Annotated in this window: 11 protein-coding genes, 2 tRNA genes and 3 rRNA genes; 5 read left to right on the forward strand and 11 right to left on the reverse strand. The window is 46.9% G+C overall.

Annotation, left to right across the window (positions count from 1 at the left end; all coding sequences use genetic code 11):
* Positions 1-109: 109 nt before the first annotated feature.
* The 8 genes from KG631_RS02435 to KG631_RS02470 all read right to left on the reverse strand — a co-directional run bounded on the left by KG631_RS02435 (position 110) and on the right by KG631_RS02470 (position 8,810).
* Positions 110-805, reverse strand: a complete 696-nt coding sequence (locus KG631_RS02435) for a type III pantothenate kinase (protein ID WP_213995050.1) — start codon at positions 803-805, stop codon at positions 110-112.
* Complete coding sequence (birA, locus tag KG631_RS02440; RefSeq protein WP_213995051.1) at positions 806-1,789, reverse strand: bifunctional biotin--[acetyl-CoA-carboxylase] ligase/biotin operon repressor BirA; 984 nt, start codon at positions 1,787-1,789, stop codon at positions 806-808.
* The gene (gene murB / locus KG631_RS02445) at positions 1,782-2,795 is read right to left on the reverse strand and encodes a UDP-N-acetylmuramate dehydrogenase (RefSeq protein WP_213995052.1); all 1,014 of its coding nucleotides are present in this window, start codon (positions 2,793-2,795) and stop codon (positions 1,782-1,784) included. The genes birA and murB overlap by 8 nt, the downstream gene beginning before the upstream one ends.
* A gap of 469 nt (positions 2,796-3,264) precedes the next feature.
* Positions 3,265-3,379: ribosomal RNA gene (gene rrf, locus KG631_RS02450) — 5S ribosomal RNA — on the reverse strand.
* Between the two features lie 178 nt (positions 3,380-3,557).
* Positions 3,558-6,439: ribosomal RNA gene (locus tag KG631_RS02455) — 23S ribosomal RNA — on the reverse strand.
* Between the two features lie 264 nt (positions 6,440-6,703).
* A tRNA-Ala gene (locus KG631_RS02460) sits at positions 6,704-6,779 on the reverse strand.
* Between the two features lie 223 nt (positions 6,780-7,002).
* A tRNA-Ile gene (locus tag KG631_RS02465) sits at positions 7,003-7,079 on the reverse strand.
* Between the two features lie 196 nt (positions 7,080-7,275).
* Positions 7,276-8,810: ribosomal RNA gene (locus KG631_RS02470) — 16S ribosomal RNA — on the reverse strand.
* Together the 16S, 23S and 5S rRNA genes with 2 tRNA genes alongside form the textbook arrangement of a ribosomal RNA operon.
* A gap of 637 nt (positions 8,811-9,447) precedes the next feature.
* On the opposite strand from KG631_RS02470, the gene KG631_RS02475 reads away from it, so the two are divergent.
* Both KG631_RS02475 and trmA read left to right on the forward strand, forming a co-directional pair.
* Positions 9,448-9,921 carry an RNA-binding protein gene (locus tag KG631_RS02475; RefSeq protein ID WP_213995053.1) on the forward strand — a complete coding sequence of 158 codons (474 nt, stop codon included), beginning with the start codon at positions 9,448-9,450 and terminating at the stop codon, positions 9,919-9,921.
* Between the two features lie 169 nt (positions 9,922-10,090).
* Entirely contained in the window at positions 10,091-11,179 is a 1,089-nt protein-coding gene (trmA, locus tag KG631_RS02480; RefSeq protein ID WP_213995054.1) for a tRNA (uridine(54)-C5)-methyltransferase TrmA, read from the forward strand.
* Here trmA and fabR read toward each other — a convergent pair.
* Complete coding sequence (gene fabR, locus KG631_RS02485; RefSeq protein WP_213995055.1) at positions 11,176-11,787, reverse strand: HTH-type transcriptional repressor FabR; 612 nt, start codon at positions 11,785-11,787, stop codon at positions 11,176-11,178. The two genes, trmA and fabR, sit on opposite strands and share 4 nt — an antisense overlap.
* A gap of 95 nt (positions 11,788-11,882) precedes the next feature.
* On the opposite strand from fabR, the gene KG631_RS02490 reads away from it, so the two are divergent.
* The 3 genes from KG631_RS02490 to KG631_RS02500 all read left to right on the forward strand — a co-directional run bounded on the left by KG631_RS02490 (position 11,883) and on the right by KG631_RS02500 (position 16,004).
* Positions 11,883-13,001 (forward strand): fatty acid desaturase, encoded by a 1,119-nt coding sequence (locus KG631_RS02490; protein ID WP_213995056.1) that lies wholly within the window; start codon positions 11,883-11,885, stop codon positions 12,999-13,001.
* An 88-nt stretch (positions 13,002-13,089) separates the two neighbouring features.
* On the forward strand, positions 13,090-14,511 hold the full coding sequence (sthA, locus tag KG631_RS02495) for a Si-specific NAD(P)(+) transhydrogenase (protein WP_213995057.1): 1,422 nt from the start codon (positions 13,090-13,092) through the stop codon (positions 14,509-14,511).
* 125 nt (positions 14,512-14,636) lie between these two features.
* Positions 14,637-16,004 (forward strand): TonB family protein, encoded by a 1,368-nt coding sequence (locus KG631_RS02500; protein ID WP_213995058.1) that lies wholly within the window; start codon positions 14,637-14,639, stop codon positions 16,002-16,004.
* Between the two features lie 30 nt (positions 16,005-16,034).
* Here KG631_RS02500 and hemE read toward each other — a convergent pair whose 3' ends face one another.
* Together hemE and nudC are read right to left on the reverse strand one after the other, a co-directional pair.
* Entirely contained in the window at positions 16,035-17,117 is a 1,083-nt protein-coding gene (hemE, locus tag KG631_RS02505) for a uroporphyrinogen decarboxylase (RefSeq protein WP_365868167.1), read from the reverse strand.
* Positions 17,118-17,402: 285 nt separating this feature from the next.
* Entirely contained in the window at positions 17,403-18,209 is an 807-nt protein-coding gene (gene nudC / locus KG631_RS02510; RefSeq protein ID WP_213995060.1) for an NAD(+) diphosphatase, read from the reverse strand.
* Positions 18,210-18,342 lie beyond the last annotated feature (133 nt).

Raw genomic sequence — 18,342 nt, forward strand, 5'->3', positions numbered from 1 at the left:
TACGTCAGTGGGTGCGAATTCTAGTAGAATGCCGGAAGCGGCGCAACAGAAAAAACCAAAAAAGCATGTTTTTCTTGTCTGACCGCTCAATTCCTGCGCAAATAAAGGGTTAATGGTCAATATATCGGGCAAGACCCTGAAAAATCAATAAAGGTTCAATCGTCACGGTTAAATCTGCCAACTGCGGTTTTAAATACAAGGCATCTCCCCCCGTTAATATTAAACGCTTAGCCTTGTTTAGTCGCCAACCCTGCTGTATTGCCCCAACTACAGCTGCCAGACAGCCATTTTGCAGACATGATATAGTTTCTCTACCGGGGATCACCCTGGCGTCCAATAGCTCTTTATTAAATACTTTCGCCGTTTGCTGCACCACACTTTGCTGCTGCAAACGCAGCCCAGGTATAATCCAGCCACCCTGATGCATACCCGTTTCATCAAGCCAGTCAATGGTCAGTGCCGTGCCCGCATCGACAACCATTACAGCTTGCCCGTTAAAAAGCTGCTTTGCAGCCAGCAACGCCAACCAGCGATCGACCCCAAGCAAATGGGGTTCTACATAACAGTTTATTACACCGAAAGCCTGTGCTTCTGACCCAACCTGACGCCAGGGTATATTGTCCAGCTCGAGTTTGACTTTTAGTGCATTTAAGCGGCCATCATTGGCGACACAGGCAAAATAGACTGCAACAATAGGCAGCGCCTTTAAGCTATCTGCTGTTAGTTGAGGTAAAGCACTTATATTACCCGCATTAAATAACGCTGCTTTTTCACGGGTATTACCAATATCCAGCAATAAATACATCTATTCCCCCGCCCGTAAACTGAGTTCACCACCATAATGTACGTCAGTAGATTTTTCAGTTTCAATAATGATACCACCCTGCTTATCTACACCACGGCATATTCCGGATATCGGTAATTTTGAGACCAGGGTTACCTTACGGTTCTCGAATAAATCATGTTGGTTAAATTCGGCAACAAAGGGCGCAAAACCAGTAATAGCGAAGTCCTGTAGCACGTTAACAACCTGACGTTGTAACTCAACAACCAAGTTATTTCGATCAACCTGTTGCATCGACTCTGTCCGAAGATCAGTATATGGCTGATCAATATGCTGCTTACTATGTTCTGGCATACCAATATTCAAACCTATACCTATGACCACGTTACAGCTCGCGTCAAGGGTACCTGATAGCTCTACCAATATACCGGCAATTTTTTTGTCATTTACGTAAATATCATTTGGCCACTTAACCTTGGCGTCAAGTTGATACTGCTGTTGCAATAGCCGGCAAATGGCCAAACCAACGGCTAAACTTAATCCCATCGCTGCAGATACACCTTGCTCAAGTCGCCAGTAACAGGAAAAGTACAGATTGGCGCCAAAAGGCGAATACCACGACCTCCCTCGTCGGCCACGTCCGGCAGACTGCGCTTCAGCAACAATAACACTGCCTGGTTCGACTATGTGCCCGGCCTCCAACCTTTGTAACAGCTGGCAGTTAGTGGAGTCTGTGATATGCTGCACCAGAATCGGCGCCTTAACCATTGTCTGTATAGCTTTAATCTTTGATGCATCTAGCAGCTGAATAGCATACGCTAGTTTATAACCGCGCCCTTTAACACTGAATACCTCAAGGCCATGCTGTTTCAGGTCGTTCAGGTAATTTGCTACCGCAGTACGACTAACGCCCAGTTGCTCCGCGAGCCACTGGCCCGAGTAAAAGCCTCCATCTGCCAGATACTGCAATAACTGACGCTGACAAAGCAGACTCGCTTTAGACATATTGCTGACCGTCACGCATTAATAACCTAACTTCAGGTTCTAAACTTATTTGGTAAGCTGAACTCACTTTAGCCTGGATCTCAGCAATCAGTTGTAATAAGTCTTCAGCACGACCTCCTCCATAATTAACCAACACCAGTGGTTGCTTAGGGTAACAAGCAATATCATTAATTTGATGTCCCTTAAAACCTTGTTGATCGATTAGCCAGGCCGCAGGCACTTTTACCTGGCTATCCGGTTGCGCGTAGCCTGGCATCGTCGGGTAGGCACGTTGTAATCGCTGATAATCAGCTCTGCTAATTAGCGGATTTTTAAAGAAACTTCCGCAATTGGGCAGCTGCCGGTAGTCGGGCAGTTTACTGTTGCGGGTAGCTATTACCTTTTGATATATCTCATAAATAGAGCTAGTTGCTGGTAGATTAACCAAACCCTGATAACTAAGCACCGGCTTAGCAATTTTGGTTAAGTTTATCCCTACTGCAACAATGATCCCCTTACCGGTTAAATGGTGTTTGAACACACTGTCCCGATAACCAAAATTGCATTCACTTGTCGTCAATCGCTGTAAGCTTTTCGTCTGCCAATGAAAGTAGTCGACATAAGCACAGACATCTGCCAGTTCAACGCCATAAGCCCCGATATTTTGAACCGGCGCAGCGCCAACAGAGCCAGGAATTAGCGCCAGGTTCTCAATACCCCATAGTTGCCTTTCAACTGTAGTAGTGACTAGCTGATGCCAGTTATGGCCAGCTTCGACATGCAGTAAACAACAGTTATCATCCAACCACTTCTCTGTGATACTAGCACCGGTAAAACGCACTATTGACCTGGTTTGCGCTTGCAGAAAAACGGTATTGCTACCCTCACCCAATACCAGTGGGGTAGATGAACAAGTATCTACCTTTTCCAAATCAGCCAAACAATTAACTTCGATAACGGTAGCCAGGCGAGTTTTTAAACGGAAAGTAGAATAAAGCTCTGCGGGCTGATCGTGGAGGATATGCATAGTAAGGCCACTGAAAATATAAGGCGTTATTGTAAAACTGATAAATAGCTAAAGCAAATCCCCTCAATCCTCCTTTACAAAGTGGGAAGTGACTCAGCGCACAGTAGTAGCACGGCGACTAAAACGCCGGGAGCGTTTTAGGACGTTGCGAAGCGACGGCCCGAAGGGCGAAACACAGGGAAGTGTCTCGCAATGCCACACCCCGCAGGGGCTGTGGCTGCCATGCGAGTGTAGTGCGCCGCAGGCGCTTCAACGCAAAAAGACCGACCGGTTAGGGTAGGCCTTTTGCTTGAATTGGGAGCCTTCATGCCCCTCGCAGAGCTCGGGGCGTTCTGCCGGCGACAAGCCAAACTGTTGGCTTGTCGAAAGACCGGCATCACTGTACTACTCTACGAGCAGTCCACCACCAAATCACAGCCAATAAAAAAGCCCCTGCTCTTGCGAGAGGGGCTGTTTTATTGAATTGGGAGCCTGGCGGTGTACTACTCTCGCATGGCGAATGCCACACTACCATCGTCGCAGCTGCGTTTCACTTCTGAGTTCGGAATGGGATCAGGTGGGTCCACAGCGCTATTGCCACCAGGCAAAAACGTGTCAGGAACAACGTTTTAACGCACTTTAGTGCGGCCGGCTTGCCGGTCAAATACAGGGATGTATTTGATAATAACTGTCGTTCCATCTTTATTTAGCAAGCTGATATTCAGTTACTCACAACTGTACTTCTAAACGCTTTCTCGCGTCTTAAAACATCTTGGGCGTTGTATGGTTAAGCCTCTCGGGCAATTAGTATGAGTTAGCTTAACGTGTCACCACGCTTCCACACCTCACCTATCAACGTTGTGGTCTCCAACGACCCTTTAGTAGACTCGAAGTCTAAGGGATGACTCATCTTGTGGCCGGCTTCCCGCTTAGATGCTTTCAGCGGTTATCCGTTCCGAACGTAGCTACCGGGCAGTGCCATTGGCATGACAACCCGAACACCAGCGGTTCGTTCACTCCGGTCCTCTCGTACTAGGAGCAACTCCACTCAATCATCCAACGCCCACGGCAGATAGGGACCGAACTGTCTCACGACGTTCTAAACCCAGCTCGCGTACCACTTTAAATGGCGAACAGCCATACCCTTGGGACCGACTTCAGCCCCAGGATGTGATGAGCCGACATCGAGGTGCCAAACACCGCCGTCGATATGAACTCTTGGGCGGTATCAGCCTGTTATCCCCGGAGTACCTTTTATCCGTTGAGCGATGGCCCTTCCATACAGAACCACCGGATCACTATGACCTACTTTCGTACCTGCTCGACGTGTCTGTCTCGCAGTTAAGCTGGCTTCTACCATTACACTAACCGTACGATGTCCGACCGTACTTAGCCAACCTTCGTGCTCCTCCGTTACTCTTTAGGAGGAGACCGCCCCAGTCAAACTACCCACCAGACACTGTCCGCAACCCCGATCCAGGGGCCCACGTTAGAACATCAAACATACAAGGGTGGTATTTCAAGGACGGCTCCATCTGAACTAGCGTTCAAACTTCAAAGCCTCCCACCTATCCTACACATGTAGGGTCAATGTTCAGTGCCAAGCTATAGTAAAGGTTCACGGGGTCTTTCCGTCTAGCCGCGGGTATACGGCATCTTCACCGCAATTTCAATTTCACTGAGTCTCGGCTGGAGACAGCCTGGCCATCATTACACCATTCGTGCAGGTCGGAACTTACCCGACAAGGAATTTCGCTACCTTAGGACCGTTATAGTTACGGCCGCCGTTTACCGGGGCTTCGATCAAGAGCTTCGCTTGCGCTAACCCCATCAATTAACCTTCCGGCACCGGGCAGGTGTCACACCCTATACGTCCTCTTGCGAGTTTGCAGAGTGCTGTGTTTTTAATAAACAGTTGCAGCCAGCTGGTCACTGCGACTCTCTATTGCTTACGGAGCAAGTCCTTCACAACAAAGAGCGTACCTTCTCCCGAAGTTACGGTACTATTTTGCCTAGTTCCTTCAGCCGAGTTCTCTCAAGCGCCTTGGTATGCTCTACCTGACCACCTGTGTCGGTTTAGGGTACGGTCGCCAATACCTGAAGCTTAGAGGCTTTTCCTGGAAGCATAGCGTTAACAGCTTCGTGTCCTTAGACACTCGTCTCGTATCTCAGTCTTAGACATCCGGATTTACCTAAACGTCCAACCTACATACTTTCACGCGGACTACCAACGCCGCGCCTGCCTAGCTTTCTCCGTCCCCCCATCGCAGTATTGGCCGGTACAGGAATATTAACCTGTTTCCCATCGACTACGCCTTTCAGCCTCGCCTTAGGAGCCGACTCACCCTACCCTGATTAGCATGGGATAGGAACCCTTGGTCTTTCGGCGGGGAAGTTTTTCACTCCCCTTATCGTTACTCATGTCAGCATTCGCACTTCTGATACCTCCAGCCATCCTCCCGGATAACCTTCAACGGCTTACAGAACGCTCCTCTACCACTTGTGCAAGCACAAGTCCGCAGCTTCGGTGAATGTTTTAGCCCCGTTACATCTTCCGCGCAGGCCGACTCGACTAGTGAGCTATTACGCTTTCTTTAAAGGGTGGCTGCTTCTAAGCCAACCTCCTAGCTGTCTATGCCTTCCCACATCGTTTCCCACTGAACCATGACTTTGGGACCTTAGCTGACGGTCTGGGTTGTTTCCCTTTCCACGACGGACGTTAGCACCCGCCGTGTGTCTCCCGGATAGTACTCACTGGTATTCGGAGTTTGCATGGGGTTGGTAAGTCGGGATGACCCCCTAGCCCAAACAGTGCTCTACCCCCAGTGGTATTCGTCCGAGGCGCTACCTAAATAGCTTTCGAGGAGAACCAGCTATCTCCCGGCTTGATTAGCCTTTCACTCCGATCCACAAGTCATCCCCTAATTTTTCAACATTAGTGGGTTCGGTCCTCCAGTTGATGTTACTCAACCTTCAACCTGCTCATGGATAGATCGCCCGGTTTCGGGTCTACACCTTGCAACTAAACGCCCAGTTAAGACTCGGTTTCCCTACGGCTCCCCTATTCGGTTAACCTCGCCACATAATGTAAGTCGCTGACCCATTATACAAAAGGTACGCAGTCACCCCACGAAGGGGCTCCCACTGCTTGTACGTACACGGTTTCAGGATCTATTTCACTCCCCTCACAGGGGTTCTTTTCGCCTTTCCCTCACGGTACTGGTTCACTATCGGTCAACTGGGAGTATTTAGCCTTGGAGGATGGTCCCCCCATGTTCAGTCAGGATAACACGTGTCCCGACCTACTCGTTTTCACTACATGGCATCGTCGTGTACGGGGCTATCACCCTGTATCGCTCCTCTTCCCAAAGGATTCCACTAACACCAATTTAGCTTAAGGGCTAATCCGCGTTCGCTCGCCGCTACTAACGGAATCTCGGTTGATTTCTTTTCCTCGGGGTACTTAGATGTTTCAGTTCTCCCGGTTTGCCTCGTTACACTATGTATTCATGTAACGATAACGCATAAATGCGCTGGGTTTCCCCATTCGGATATCTGCGGGTCTAACGCCTCTTACCGGCTTCCCACAGCTTTTCGCAGGTTAGTACGTCCTTCATCGCCTCTGACTGCCAAGGCATCCACCGTGTACGCTTAGTCACTTAACCATACAACCCCAAGATGTCTTGAAGTGCACAGCTGTGAGTAAGGTATACAATTAAATGTAACCTTAGTTTGTTACTTTTTACATCAGCTTGCCAAATTGTTAAAGAGCAGTTTGAGATTAAACTCAAAAAACATAACACTATAAAAGTACTATCTTTTTTGAACTTCCAGAGCAATTTTCTTAGCCAACGTTATTTAGGCTAGGCGCGGTGAACCGAAGCATACTTAGGTATGTGAGGTTCGCTGCAACAACGCATAAATAAGGTTGGTGGAGTTAAGCGGGATCGAACCGCTGACCTCCTGCGTGCAAGGCAGGCGCTCTCCCAGCTGAGCTATAACCCCTCTTATAGCTTCGGATTTTAACCTTATGCTTCGCCTTGGTTCGTCGCTCGCTCGGTCATTTACCTGATGTAAACTCCCTTACTTGCTCCTCAGTCGGCTTGCCTAAGCTTAAACTTCTCGCTCTAAGTCTTTCTGACTAAGTAAATTTGATTCAGGCAAGGCGCTTAGTTACGAAGCATACTTAGGTATGCGAGTAATTAAGCAACGAAGCATCAATCAAATTTGGTGGGTCTGAGTAGACTCGAACTACCGACCTCACCCTTATCAGGGGTGCGCTCTAACCACCTGAGCTACAGACCCGTTCTTGCTTGTCTGTTTTCCTTATCGCCGCGTTACACTTCTCGCTCAGTCAGTCATTTACTTCTCGTAAACTCCTTCCTTCGCTCGGCGTGTGCCTTGCGCTAAACAAAACATCCTTCGCAATAAAACATTTTTATTTGCTCTATCTCATGCAATCAATCATCTGTGTGAGCACTTAAAACGAGCTCGTTATAGGTAAGGAGGTGATCCAACCGCAGGTTCCCCTACGGTTACCTTGTTACGACTTCACCCCAGTCATGAATCACAAAGTGGTAAGCGCCCTCCCGAAGGTTAAGCTACCTACTTCTTTTGCAACCCACTCCCATGGTGTGACGGGCGGTGTGTACAAGGCCCGGGAACGTATTCACCGTGACATTCTGATTCACGATTACTAGCGATTCCGACTTCATGGAGTCGAGTTGCAGACTCCAATCCGGACTACGATACGCTTTATGAGATCCGCTCACTGTCGCCAGCTTGCCTCCCTCTGTACGTACCATTGTAGCACGTGTGTAGCCCTACTCGTAAGGGCCATGATGACTTGACGTCGTCCCCACCTTCCTCCGGTTTATCACCGGCAGTCTCCCTAGAGTTCCCACCATTACGTGCTGGCAACTAAGGATAAGGGTTGCGCTCGTTGCGGGACTTAACCCAACATTTCACAACACGAGCTGACGACAGCCATGCAGCACCTGTCTTACGGTTCCCGAAGGCACATCAGCATCTCTGCTAACTTCCGTAGATGTCAAGAGTAGGTAAGGTTCTTCGCGTTGCGTCGAATTAAACCACATGCTCCACCGCTTGTGCGGGCCCCCGTCAATTCATTTGAGTTTTAATCTTGCGACCGTACTCCCCAGGCGGTCTACTTAATGCGTTAGCTGCGATACTCACGGTACAAGACCACGAACATCTAGTAGACATCGTTTACGGCGTGGACTACCAGGGTATCTAATCCTGTTTGCTCCCCACGCTTTCGCACCTGAGCGTCAGTATTGTGCCAGGGGGCCGCCTTCGCCACTGGTATTCCTCCAAATCTCTACGCATTTCACCGCTACACTTGGAATTCTACCCCCCTCTCACATACTCTAGCATGCCAGTTTTGAATGCAATTCCCAGGTTGAGCCCGGGGCTTTCACATCCGACTTAACAGACCGCCTGCGTGCGCTTTACGCCCAGTAATTCCGATTAACGCTTGCACCCTCCGTATTACCGCGGCTGCTGGCACGGAGTTAGCCGGTGCTTCTTCTGCGGGTAACGTCAAAATGCTGTGCTATTAACACAACACCCTTCCTCCCCGCTGAAAGTGCTTTACAACCCGAAGGCCTTCTTCACACACGCGGCATGGCTGGATCAGGCTTGCGCCCATTGTCCAATATTCCCCACTGCTGCCTCCCGTAGGAGTCTGGACCGTGTCTCAGTTCCAGTGTGGCTGATCATCCTCTCAAACCAGCTAGGGATCGTCGCCTTGGTGAGCCATTACCCCACCAACTAGCTAATCCCATATAGGTGCATCCGACAGCATATGGCCCGAAGGTCCCATACTTTGGTCCGTAGACATTATGCGGTATTAGCCACCGTTTCCAGTGGTTATCCCCCTCTATCGGGCAGCTTCCTATACATTACTCACCCGTCCGCCGCTCGTCATCACCCGAAGGCATGTTACCGCTCGACTTGCATGTGTTAGGCCTGCCGCCAGCGTTCAATCTGAGCCATGATCAAACTCTTCAATTAAAGTTTTTTCGAGACAAAAGTCTCAGCTCAGCATTACTGACTAAATCTTTATAACTTGGTCACTCATACTGATTTGTTTCGTTTACACGAACATCATTATAAGTGCCCACACAGATAATTGATTGCTAATTGTTAAAGAGCGTGCTTCAAACTCGTTTGAAGCGGGAGGCGTATGTTACACTTCCCAGATTTTAAGTCAAGCGTGATAAGTTGTCTTTTTTACTAAACAGCTTGTCGCGTTTGACGTGTTTCTTACTTAACACTGCTAACGTCGCTTTTCGGGGCTTTCGTTACCACCCTGAAGCGAGGGCGTCATTTTAGTGATTTAAACCTGACTGTCAAGGGTCTTTTTTAAAGATTTTTGCAATCCGGCTTATCTCACCCGAAGCCTGCTTAGCGCAGAACCCCTTGGCATGGCGCGCATTATAGGGCGCTTAACAACTGGCGCAAGAGTTTTTCCCTTAAAAATACAACTTTAGTCACTAACTGCTTATAAATCACACTTTTTGGATAGTTTTAGAGCAATGTTGTTTAAAATAAAGAATTTTTTCTATTGGCTGCTTAAGATCTAACCGTTAATATAGTTTCGCTTATTATAAATAAGCTCTTTTTTATTCTCTGTATTTAGGAATTGATTATGCTACCAACTTTACGTGCTTCATTACCTTATACTCTGGCATTGGCTGTGCTGGCTTATTTCGCTTTCGCATTTTTCACTCTGGAAATTAACCAGGCTTGGTTCGTTGTTATAGGTGTCTTACTCGCTGGTATCTTGGTCCCGGTTTTGGTCGATGTTAAAGGTGCCGCAGCCTCCCCCAGCGTCACTAGTCAGGAATTCACTGGCGACACAGCAACTTTATATGTTGGCAATCTGCCTTATCGGGCAAATGAGGACGCGGTCAAAGAGCTATTTTCTTCTTATGGTGCCGTTAAGAATGTCCGCTTAATGAAAGATCGACAAACGGGTCGTCGTCGTGGTTTTGGTTTTGTTGAAGTTTCAGCCAAAGATGCCTCTATTATGATAAACAAACTTAACGACTTCGAATTTCATGAAAGAACATTAAAAGTACGCGAAGCAAAAGAGCGTCAGGAAGACGATAACCAAGAATAAGCATAACAGAAGAAATCTGAGTATCGCTCCAGGTCAACTATATTCACGCCGGTTTTATACCGGCGTCTAAGCCCGACTATTCCTTAATTGTCACCAGTCACTCAAACTTGGGTTTGCGTCGTACGTAAAAACACCTAAAATACTGCCTTTACAATAAGCAGAGAACTGTATGCGAATAGGTCAGGTATTTCCCGCAGAATATGAAACCCAGTTAGACAATAAGAAGTTGTTGATACAGCAGCTTTTCTCACCCTATTCTTTGCCTGAAATAGATGTTTTCCGTTCTGACGATACGCATTACCGGCAACGTGCTGAGTTTCGTATTTGGCATGATGGTGATGATATTTACCATGCGATGTTTGATCCTGAAACCAAACAAAAGGTCCGGATAGATTATTTTCCGGTAGCATCGAAGTTAATAGCTGACTTTATGCCAATATTACTTAGCAAAATTCAGTATAACCATGCGCTACGTTACAAGCTGTATCAGTTGGACTACCTGGCAACGTTATCAGGTGAGCTGCTTATCAGTATGATATATAAAAGACAACTCGACGAGCAGTGGCAGGAAGCGGCAAACGTGTTAACTGCTGAGTTAATGCCTGAATGGCCCGTTAAAATTATCGGCCGGGCCCGCAAGCAAAAAATTGTTGTTAAAGAAGACTTTGTCACGGAACGCTTTACTGTGGGCAGTAAAACACTGGCCTACCAGCAAATAGAAGGCAGCTTTACTCAGCCAAATGCCGGAGTTAATCAGCAAATGCTGAGCTGGGCTGCGCAAATAGCCAGTCAACTTGATGGCGATTTACTTGAGCTTTACTGTGGCAATGCCAATTTTTCACTGGCATTGGCGAGCTACTTCAATCAGGTCGTAGCGACTGAAATCTCAAGAACATCTATAAAATCAGCTCAGTACAATATCAAGCTGAATAACATTGATAATGTTCAAGTATTGCAAATGTCTGCCGAAGATGTGTCAAAAGCTCTGATTAGCGGTACGGCATTGAAGCATATCGAACTGGCAAGCATGGCGCTTAACACTATACTAGTTGACCCGCCACGGGCTGGGTTAGACCCGGATACATTGCAATTGGTCAGTCGTTTCAATGATATTATTTACATTTCATGTAACCCGGAAACGCTTGCCGACAACCTGCAAAGTCTTTCTACAACACATCGGATTGTCACTGCAGCATTGTTTGATCAGTTTCCTTATAGCCACCATGTTGAGACTGGGCTTTGGTTGCAAAAACGTTAATTTTTAATTTTACTCCTACCATAGCTGGCCGCGCCATGTGCAAGCCAACGCAACTGAATGACGGTGCGGCTGGTTAAACTGGCATATTGTTCAGGCGGTGCATCAAGGGCGTCAGCACCAGTATGAAATACCAACGTTACCATCGCCTCCGCCTGTAGCTGTGCCAACTCATCCGGACAGGCAGTTTCTTTTCGTAAATAATGTGCCAGCTCAGCAGAAAAATGTTGAATTTCGCGAGCTACTGCAGCACGGAAAGCGGCAGATGTGCCTGAACGTTCGCGCAGCAACAGCCTGAAGACATTACTATTACCGGTAACAAACTCCATAAAGGTTTCAATAGACGTGCTGATAACACTGCCATTATTTTCAATACGCTGCCGCGCCTGGCGCATTAATTGACGCAGCATCAAACCGGCTTCATCTACTAAGGTTAAGCCTAGCTCGTCCATATCAGCGAAGTGCCGGTAAAACGACGTTGGCGCTATTCCTGCCTCTCTGGCAACTTCGCGCAGACTTAAACTGGCAAAGCTTTTTTCTGCACTCAGTTGAGAAAAAGCGGCTTCTATTATTGCCTTACGAGTTCTTTCCTTCTGTTGCGCTCTGCTCACGGCACATCCTATCGAAAAAATAGCTATTATATACCTTGACCTGACCCTGCTGGCTAGTTAAATTGGCGTACAGTTGTAAGCTCAAAGTGCCCTATATGAAAAAAGCTCCAATTATCTGGACCACCACCATTTTATTCAGCCTGACCTTTTTAGTGGCGGCTATCGCCGTACCCTGGTATGCCGTTGCGATAGGGTTTGGCTGGTTTGAAATTATCGCAACTATTTTAGCTCTCGGCTATTGTGGTATGTCAATCACTGCCGGTTATCACCGCCTGTGGGCCCATAAAACCTACGATGCGCATCCCATTTTGCAATGGGCTTTTGCTATTGGCGGAGCCTTCGCTTTGCAAAACAGCGCACTGCATTGGTCGTCAGATCACCGGGATCATCATCGGCACGTCGATAACAATGATAAAGACCCCTACTCTGCTGGTCGCGGATTCTGGTACAGCCATATTGGCTGGATGCTGCGTGATTATCAGGGCGATGTTTATAACGATTATTCCAATGTCCGGGATTTACAAAAAAATCGGGTTGTTGCCTGGCAGCACAAGCATTACCTGGCACTAACCATAGCCACCAACATCGGCGTTCCGGTAATACTTGGCTGGATAAGCGGTAATATGCTGGGCATGATCCTCAGTGTAGGCGTATTAAGGCTGGTATTGAGTCATCACTTTACATTTTTTATTAACTCATTAGCTCACATCTGGGGCAGCCAACCCTATACCGACAAAAACTCTGCCCGGGACAATGGTGTACTGGCTTTTCTTACTTATGGCGAGGGCTATCACAATTACCACCATATATTCGAATATGATTACAGAAATGGTATCAGGTGGTGGCAGTTTGACCCCACGAAATGGTTAATTAAAACAGCCAGTTTTGTTGGCCTGACTCGTAACTTGCGCATAGTACCGGAAGAACGTATTGCAATGGCCAAAGCTAAAATGCAATTGCTACGTGCCCAGCAAAAAGCCCAGTTACTGCCCAATTCTGAACAACTGTTGCAACTACTGGAACGAGAGTATGAGTTACTGGTTGCCAGAATGCAGGATTTCTATCAGCTTAAAAAGCAATTTGTTGTCCAGAAAAAGCAAGCCTTGATTGAGCAATATCAATCGGCTGATTTTAAACAGCGCTACCACGAATTTAAGTATCATTTGCAACAACAACATCAGCATTGGCAAAGGCTGACCGCAGCTTTCCAATGAAACTGAAAAAGAGGCTACGGCCTCTTTTTTTGTTATAAAGACCTGTTATGCTGAGAAGTAATAGTTTTTATTGAACAAGGCAGTGTTTGTGACCGAACAAAGCAAATCTAACAAATCACCTTATGATTATGACGCCATTGTTATCGGCACCGGCCCGGGTGGTGAGGGCGCGGCGATGTATCTGGCCAAAAGTGGTAAACGGGTAGCCGCTATTGAACGCTACAAATCGGTTGGTGGTGGCTGTACTCATTGGGGCACGATACCGTCAAAGGCATTACGGCATTCGGTCAGCCGCTTGATTGAGTTTAATGAAAACCCGTTATTTCAATTAGACGACCAACTCACCCGTTTAACCTTTTCCCAGATCCTTAAGCATGCAGCCGGTGTAATTCGCAAGCAGGTTAAACTAAGAGCCGGCTTTTATGATCGCAATCTGGTAAGAATACATCAGGGAGAAGCGCGGTTTATTGATGCCCATACCCTGGAAATAACTGATGGCGAAGGTAGCAGTTACAATCTGACGGCAGAAACCATAGTAATTGCTACCGGGTCCAGGCCTTATCGCCCACCTCAGGTCGACTTTAACCATTCCCGAATTTACGATAGTGACACTATACTTTCGCTAGTGCATGAACCTAAGCACATTATCATTTATGGCGCAGGGGTTATTGGCTGCGAATATGCATCGATCTTTCGGGGTCTTGGGGTAAGAGTTGACTTAGTTAACACCCGGGATCGCTTGCTGTCTTTTATGGATGCAGAGATTTCAGATTCACTTAGTTATCATTTCTGGAATTCCGGTATGACAATCCGGCATGGCGAAGAGTTTGCGCAGATTGAGGGCCATGAAGATGGCGTCGTTCTGCACTTACAGTCTGGTAAAAAAATGAAAGCAGACTGTTTTCTGTTTGCCAATGGCCGCACCGGCAACACAGATATGTTAAATCTGCCGGCGATAAACCTGGAAGCGGATAGCCGCGGATTAGTTAAAGTTAATGACCGCTATCAGACCAGTGTTGACAATATTTATGCCGTTGGCGACGTTATAGGATATCCCAGTCTGGCCAGTGCAGCTTACGATCAGGGACGACTAGCAGGTGAAGCCATTGTAAAAGGTAATTTGGATGGCCACCTGATAGCTGACATTCCTGTTGGTATTTACACCATCCCGGAAATGAGTTCTGTCGGTAAGACTGAGCAAGAACTGACCAATGCTAAAATACCTTATGAAGTCGGCAGAGCTCAATTTAAGCATCTTGCCAGAGCACAAATTGCTAACACCAGCGTCGGCAGTCTGAAGCTACTGTTTCATCGCGATACACTGGAAATACTTGGTATTCACTGTTTTGGTGAACGTGCTGCAGAAATTGTCCATATAGGTCAAGCTATTATGATGCAAACAAATGGCGGCAATAGCCTGAATTACTTTGTCCATACAACCTTCAATTATCCAACTATGGCCGAAGCATATCGGGTTGCAGCATTAAATGGTCTTAATAGGCTTTTTTAATTTATAACCACTATGCCTTTGTAACAAACTGAAATTAAACAAGATAATTATTTTTGTTTTGACAGATAAATCATTGTAAACTCGATGAAACAATAAAAAATTGTGGGAAAGTCGTGGAGACCGTTATGCCATTAGTTCGTATTAGTCTGGCTTGGATTGCAATCTGCTTCTCCTGGCATGCACTTGCAGATTTCCCTACTGCAAAATCGCTGTTCGAAAAACAAGAATATCAGCTAGCGAAACCAAGGCTGGAAAAGTTGGCTGAACTGGGTCATGTTGAAGCACAATTTTTGGTCTCCAGAATTTATGCTGAAGGTCTGGGTACTGACGTAGATAATAATAAAGCTTATGCCTGGGCCCTGATTGCCCGCGACCGGGATCATCCGGAGGCAGCAAAGCAATATTTAGCGTTAAGACGCAAGCTCGAGTCACGCCGTGATGGCAAAGAAACCTTCAGTGAACTAAATAGCAAATATGGTAAGGATGCATTGTTTGGAAACTTATATCCTATAGCAAACAGATTTGTTGTTGGTAGTAGTGGAAAAATAAAAGCGACCCGTCAGGATGAACCAAGCTACCCGAGTTATTTTGAGCGAGGTGGCGTGTCGGCCTGGGCTGTAGTTCACTATGACATAAATGAAGATGGCAAAGTGGAGAATGCTAAAGTTATCGCTTCTTTTCCGGTCGATGGTATCAATGAATATGTCCTTCGAGCAGTTAACAGCTGGCGTTTTGAGCCACCACGAGACTTATATGGGGACACTATGCGGCTTGAAATGCAGCTGCATAGCTTCCAGATAAAAGCATCTCAAGGCTCACAGTCACGCCGCTTTAATCGTGACAATCAGGAATATCTGGACGCGATAGCCGCTGCCGCCGAGGCTGAATTTGCCGAGTATCAATACTTGTATGCCATTCTGGCGGAAAGCAATATTGTTAAAACCGAGAACCCATTAGAATGGTATCAAAGAGCGGCAATTAATGGTCATCAGACTGCCCAGTACCGATTAGCACAATGCCTGATCACGGGTAATGGTTGCGATAAAGACCGCAGTAAAGCTGTAAATTGGCTCGCTGTAGCGGCTGAAGGTGGCAACCCCAAGGCCGCTTATTTGCTGGCTCAGGAGCTACTGGATAGCAACAATGTCAACTTCGAACCACGAAAAGCCGCCCGCTATCTGGAACTGGCGGCGCTGCAGGAATACATGCCCGCTATAGCTGACTATGCGTCATTACTCGCCATGTCAGATGATCCGGAAATCTATAACCCCAATAAAGCGGTTAGTCTGGCCGAACAAGGGCGGGCTATCGACCCTAACCACCCGGATTTATTATCTACTCTGGGTATCGCGTTTATTGAGCTTGGCCAGCAAGGGCGAGGTGAAGCCATGTTGCAACAGGCTATAGCTGAAGCAAAGAAGCGTAACTGGGCAACAGAAAATTTTGAGGATTTATTGTTGGATTATCAAACTTCTGTTGCCGGAATGAATTAACTGAAAGGCCATCAGCTGATGGCCTGAACCTTACTCTTTATCCGTTGTATCCAAATGATAAGTGCGGCTTAAAGACTGCACGGCATCAATAAATATTCCCGCTTTTTCAGGGTCAACGTCAGGCGTGATACCATGCCCTAGATTAAACACGTGCCCCGAACCCTGACCAAAACTATCCAGAATAGATTGTACTTCCTGGCGGATACGCTCCGGCGAGCCAAGCAATATCGACGGGTCCATATTTCCCTGCAAAGCTACCTTCTCGCCTACTCTTGCCCGGGCATTACCAATATCTGTCGTCCAGTCCAAACCCAAACCATCACAGCCTGTGGCAGCAATTACTTCCAGCCACTGACCACCATTTTTAGTAAATAACGTTACTGGCACCTTACGACCGTCCGCTTCACGGGTTAAGCCATTCACTATGGTTTGCATATAGCTTAATGAAAACTCTTTATAATCACGCGGTGTCAAAATGCCGCCCCAGGTATCAAATATCATCACTGACTGGGCACCGGCGGCAATCTGTGCGTTCAGGTAAAGCACCACGCTTTGCGCAAGTTTATCGAGCAACATGTGCAGTACTTCTGGCTCACTGTACATCATCTTCTTAATGATACTGAAGGTTTTGCTGCCACTGCCTTCTACCATATAGGTCGCCAGAGTCCATGGGCTACCTGAAAACCCAATTAACGGCACGCTGCCATTCAGTTCACGACGAATAGTGCGAACGGCATCCATTACATATCTTAGTTCTTGTTCTGGATCAGGCACCGGCAAATTAACTACATCCATAAAATCGCGGATAGGTCGCTGAAATTTAGGACCTTCACCCTCACCAAAATATAGTCCAAGGCCCATAGCATCTGGAATAGTTAAAATATCACTGAATAAAATTGCTGCATCAAGAGCATAGCGACGTAAAGGCTGCAACGTAACTTCGCAAGCCAATTCAGGATTCTTACAAAGTGACATAAAGTCACCTGCCACTGCTCTGGTGGCACGATACTCTGGCAAATAACGACCTGCCTGTCGCATCATCCAAACGGGTGTACGGTCAACGGGCTGCTTCAACAGTGCTCGCAGGTAACGGTCGTTTTGTAAACGCATAATTCATTCGCCTTCAATAAAAACTGCGCAAGTTTACCATCTGTGTCCGCCTGACTCTAGGGCATTAATCTGCAGTTCATATTTTTTCAGAGCACAGCTTGTATCTGTTAACACTATCTGTTATAAACTACTTGCGCTAGTGAAGAATTATAAGCGAGAAGCCTGTTTAACAGGACCATGCTGTACTAAGTTAAGCCACATTTTGTGGCTTTTTTATTTGCTGCCATCCATGGCGCAAACCCTTCGGGCCAACGCTTCGCATTGTTAAAAATCATTCCAGATGATTTTTTATTTGTTGTCATCCAGTAACTCTCTTTGTTGTAGTTGTCTGATTATTCTGCCTGAAAGGGTTTCGACAGGCGGCACTTCCGGCAAATCATTTAAATCAAACCAGGCCGCTTCAGCAATTTCATTTGGTTGGCACACAATATCGCCATCCAGATAGTCTGCGGTAAACCCGGTCATCAAGGAATGAGGAAAAGGCCAAGGCTGACTACCAACGTAACATAAATTAGTAATATCGACTCCCACCTCTTCTTTCACTTCACGGGCTGCGGCTTGTTCCAGTGTTTCAGCTGATTCTACGAAACCCGCAAGAATGGAGAAAAAACCGGCTTTATGCCGGGTAGACCGTGCTAGCAGTATTTGGCCCGGACGGGTAATGCCTACCAGCACACAAGGCGCAATCCGGGGGTAACAGCGATGGCCACATTTGCCACATAGTGCTGCCAGCTCCCAGTTAACCAGATGCATAGCACTGCCACACTGGCCGCAAAAACGATGGGTTTGTAAAAACAACGCAACCTGCAACGCCCTTGCTGCCAGTTGAAACAACATCTCATCTTGAGCTAGCAGGCTGCGGGCTGAATGCCATGATGTTTCATCAACAATTTGATCATGATCGACCACCAAGTAACAGGGTTGTTTCTGATACTCACCTAACCAGCAAATTTGCTCAGGCTCAGCTGCAATGGCTAAATTAGCCAGCGTCCCATGCGGCACCTCACCATCAGCTGTCAGATATAAACGCCCTTTATTAACAACAAACCAGAAGCCTGTTTTATTGTTTGGCAGCGATATACTGTGCTTTATCATGCTAAGGTCCTTAATTGACGTGGTTTATTCAGTTACATATCAGTGTGCTGTTGTTATGATACGGCTTGTGCACTGGGCTGACCAATAAAAAAATGGTTGATCTTTAGTGTGAAATTCTTTTAATTAGAGGTAG

The organism is Arsukibacterium sp. (assembly GCF_018402695.1).
Classification (GTDB): domain Bacteria; phylum Pseudomonadota; class Gammaproteobacteria; order Enterobacterales; family Alteromonadaceae; genus Alishewanella.

Bases quoted from the DNA above. Each gene is read 5' to 3' on its own strand.
- KG631_RS02435 (WP_213995050.1), bottom strand. From the start codon at position 805: ATGTATTTATTGCTGGATATTGGTAATACCCGTGAAAAAGCAGCGTTA.
- birA (WP_213995051.1), bottom strand. From the start codon at position 1,789: ATGTCTAAAGCGAGTCTGCTTTGTCAGCGTCAGTTATTGCAGTATCTG.
- murB (WP_213995052.1), bottom strand. From the start codon at position 2,795: ATGCATATCCTCCACGATCAGCCCGCAGAGCTTTATTCTACTTTCCGT.
- KG631_RS02475 (WP_213995053.1), top strand. From the start codon at position 9,448: ATGCTACCAACTTTACGTGCTTCATTACCTTATACTCTGGCATTGGCT.
- trmA (WP_213995054.1), top strand. From the start codon at position 10,091: ATGCGAATAGGTCAGGTATTTCCCGCAGAATATGAAACCCAGTTAGAC.
- KG631_RS02490 (WP_213995056.1), top strand. From the start codon at position 11,883: ATGAAAAAAGCTCCAATTATCTGGACCACCACCATTTTATTCAGCCTG.
- KG631_RS02500 (WP_213995058.1), top strand. From the start codon at position 14,637: ATGCCATTAGTTCGTATTAGTCTGGCTTGGATTGCAATCTGCTTCTCC.
- nudC (WP_213995060.1), bottom strand. From the start codon at position 18,209: ATGATAAAGCACAGTATATCGCTGCCAAACAATAAAACAGGCTTCTGG.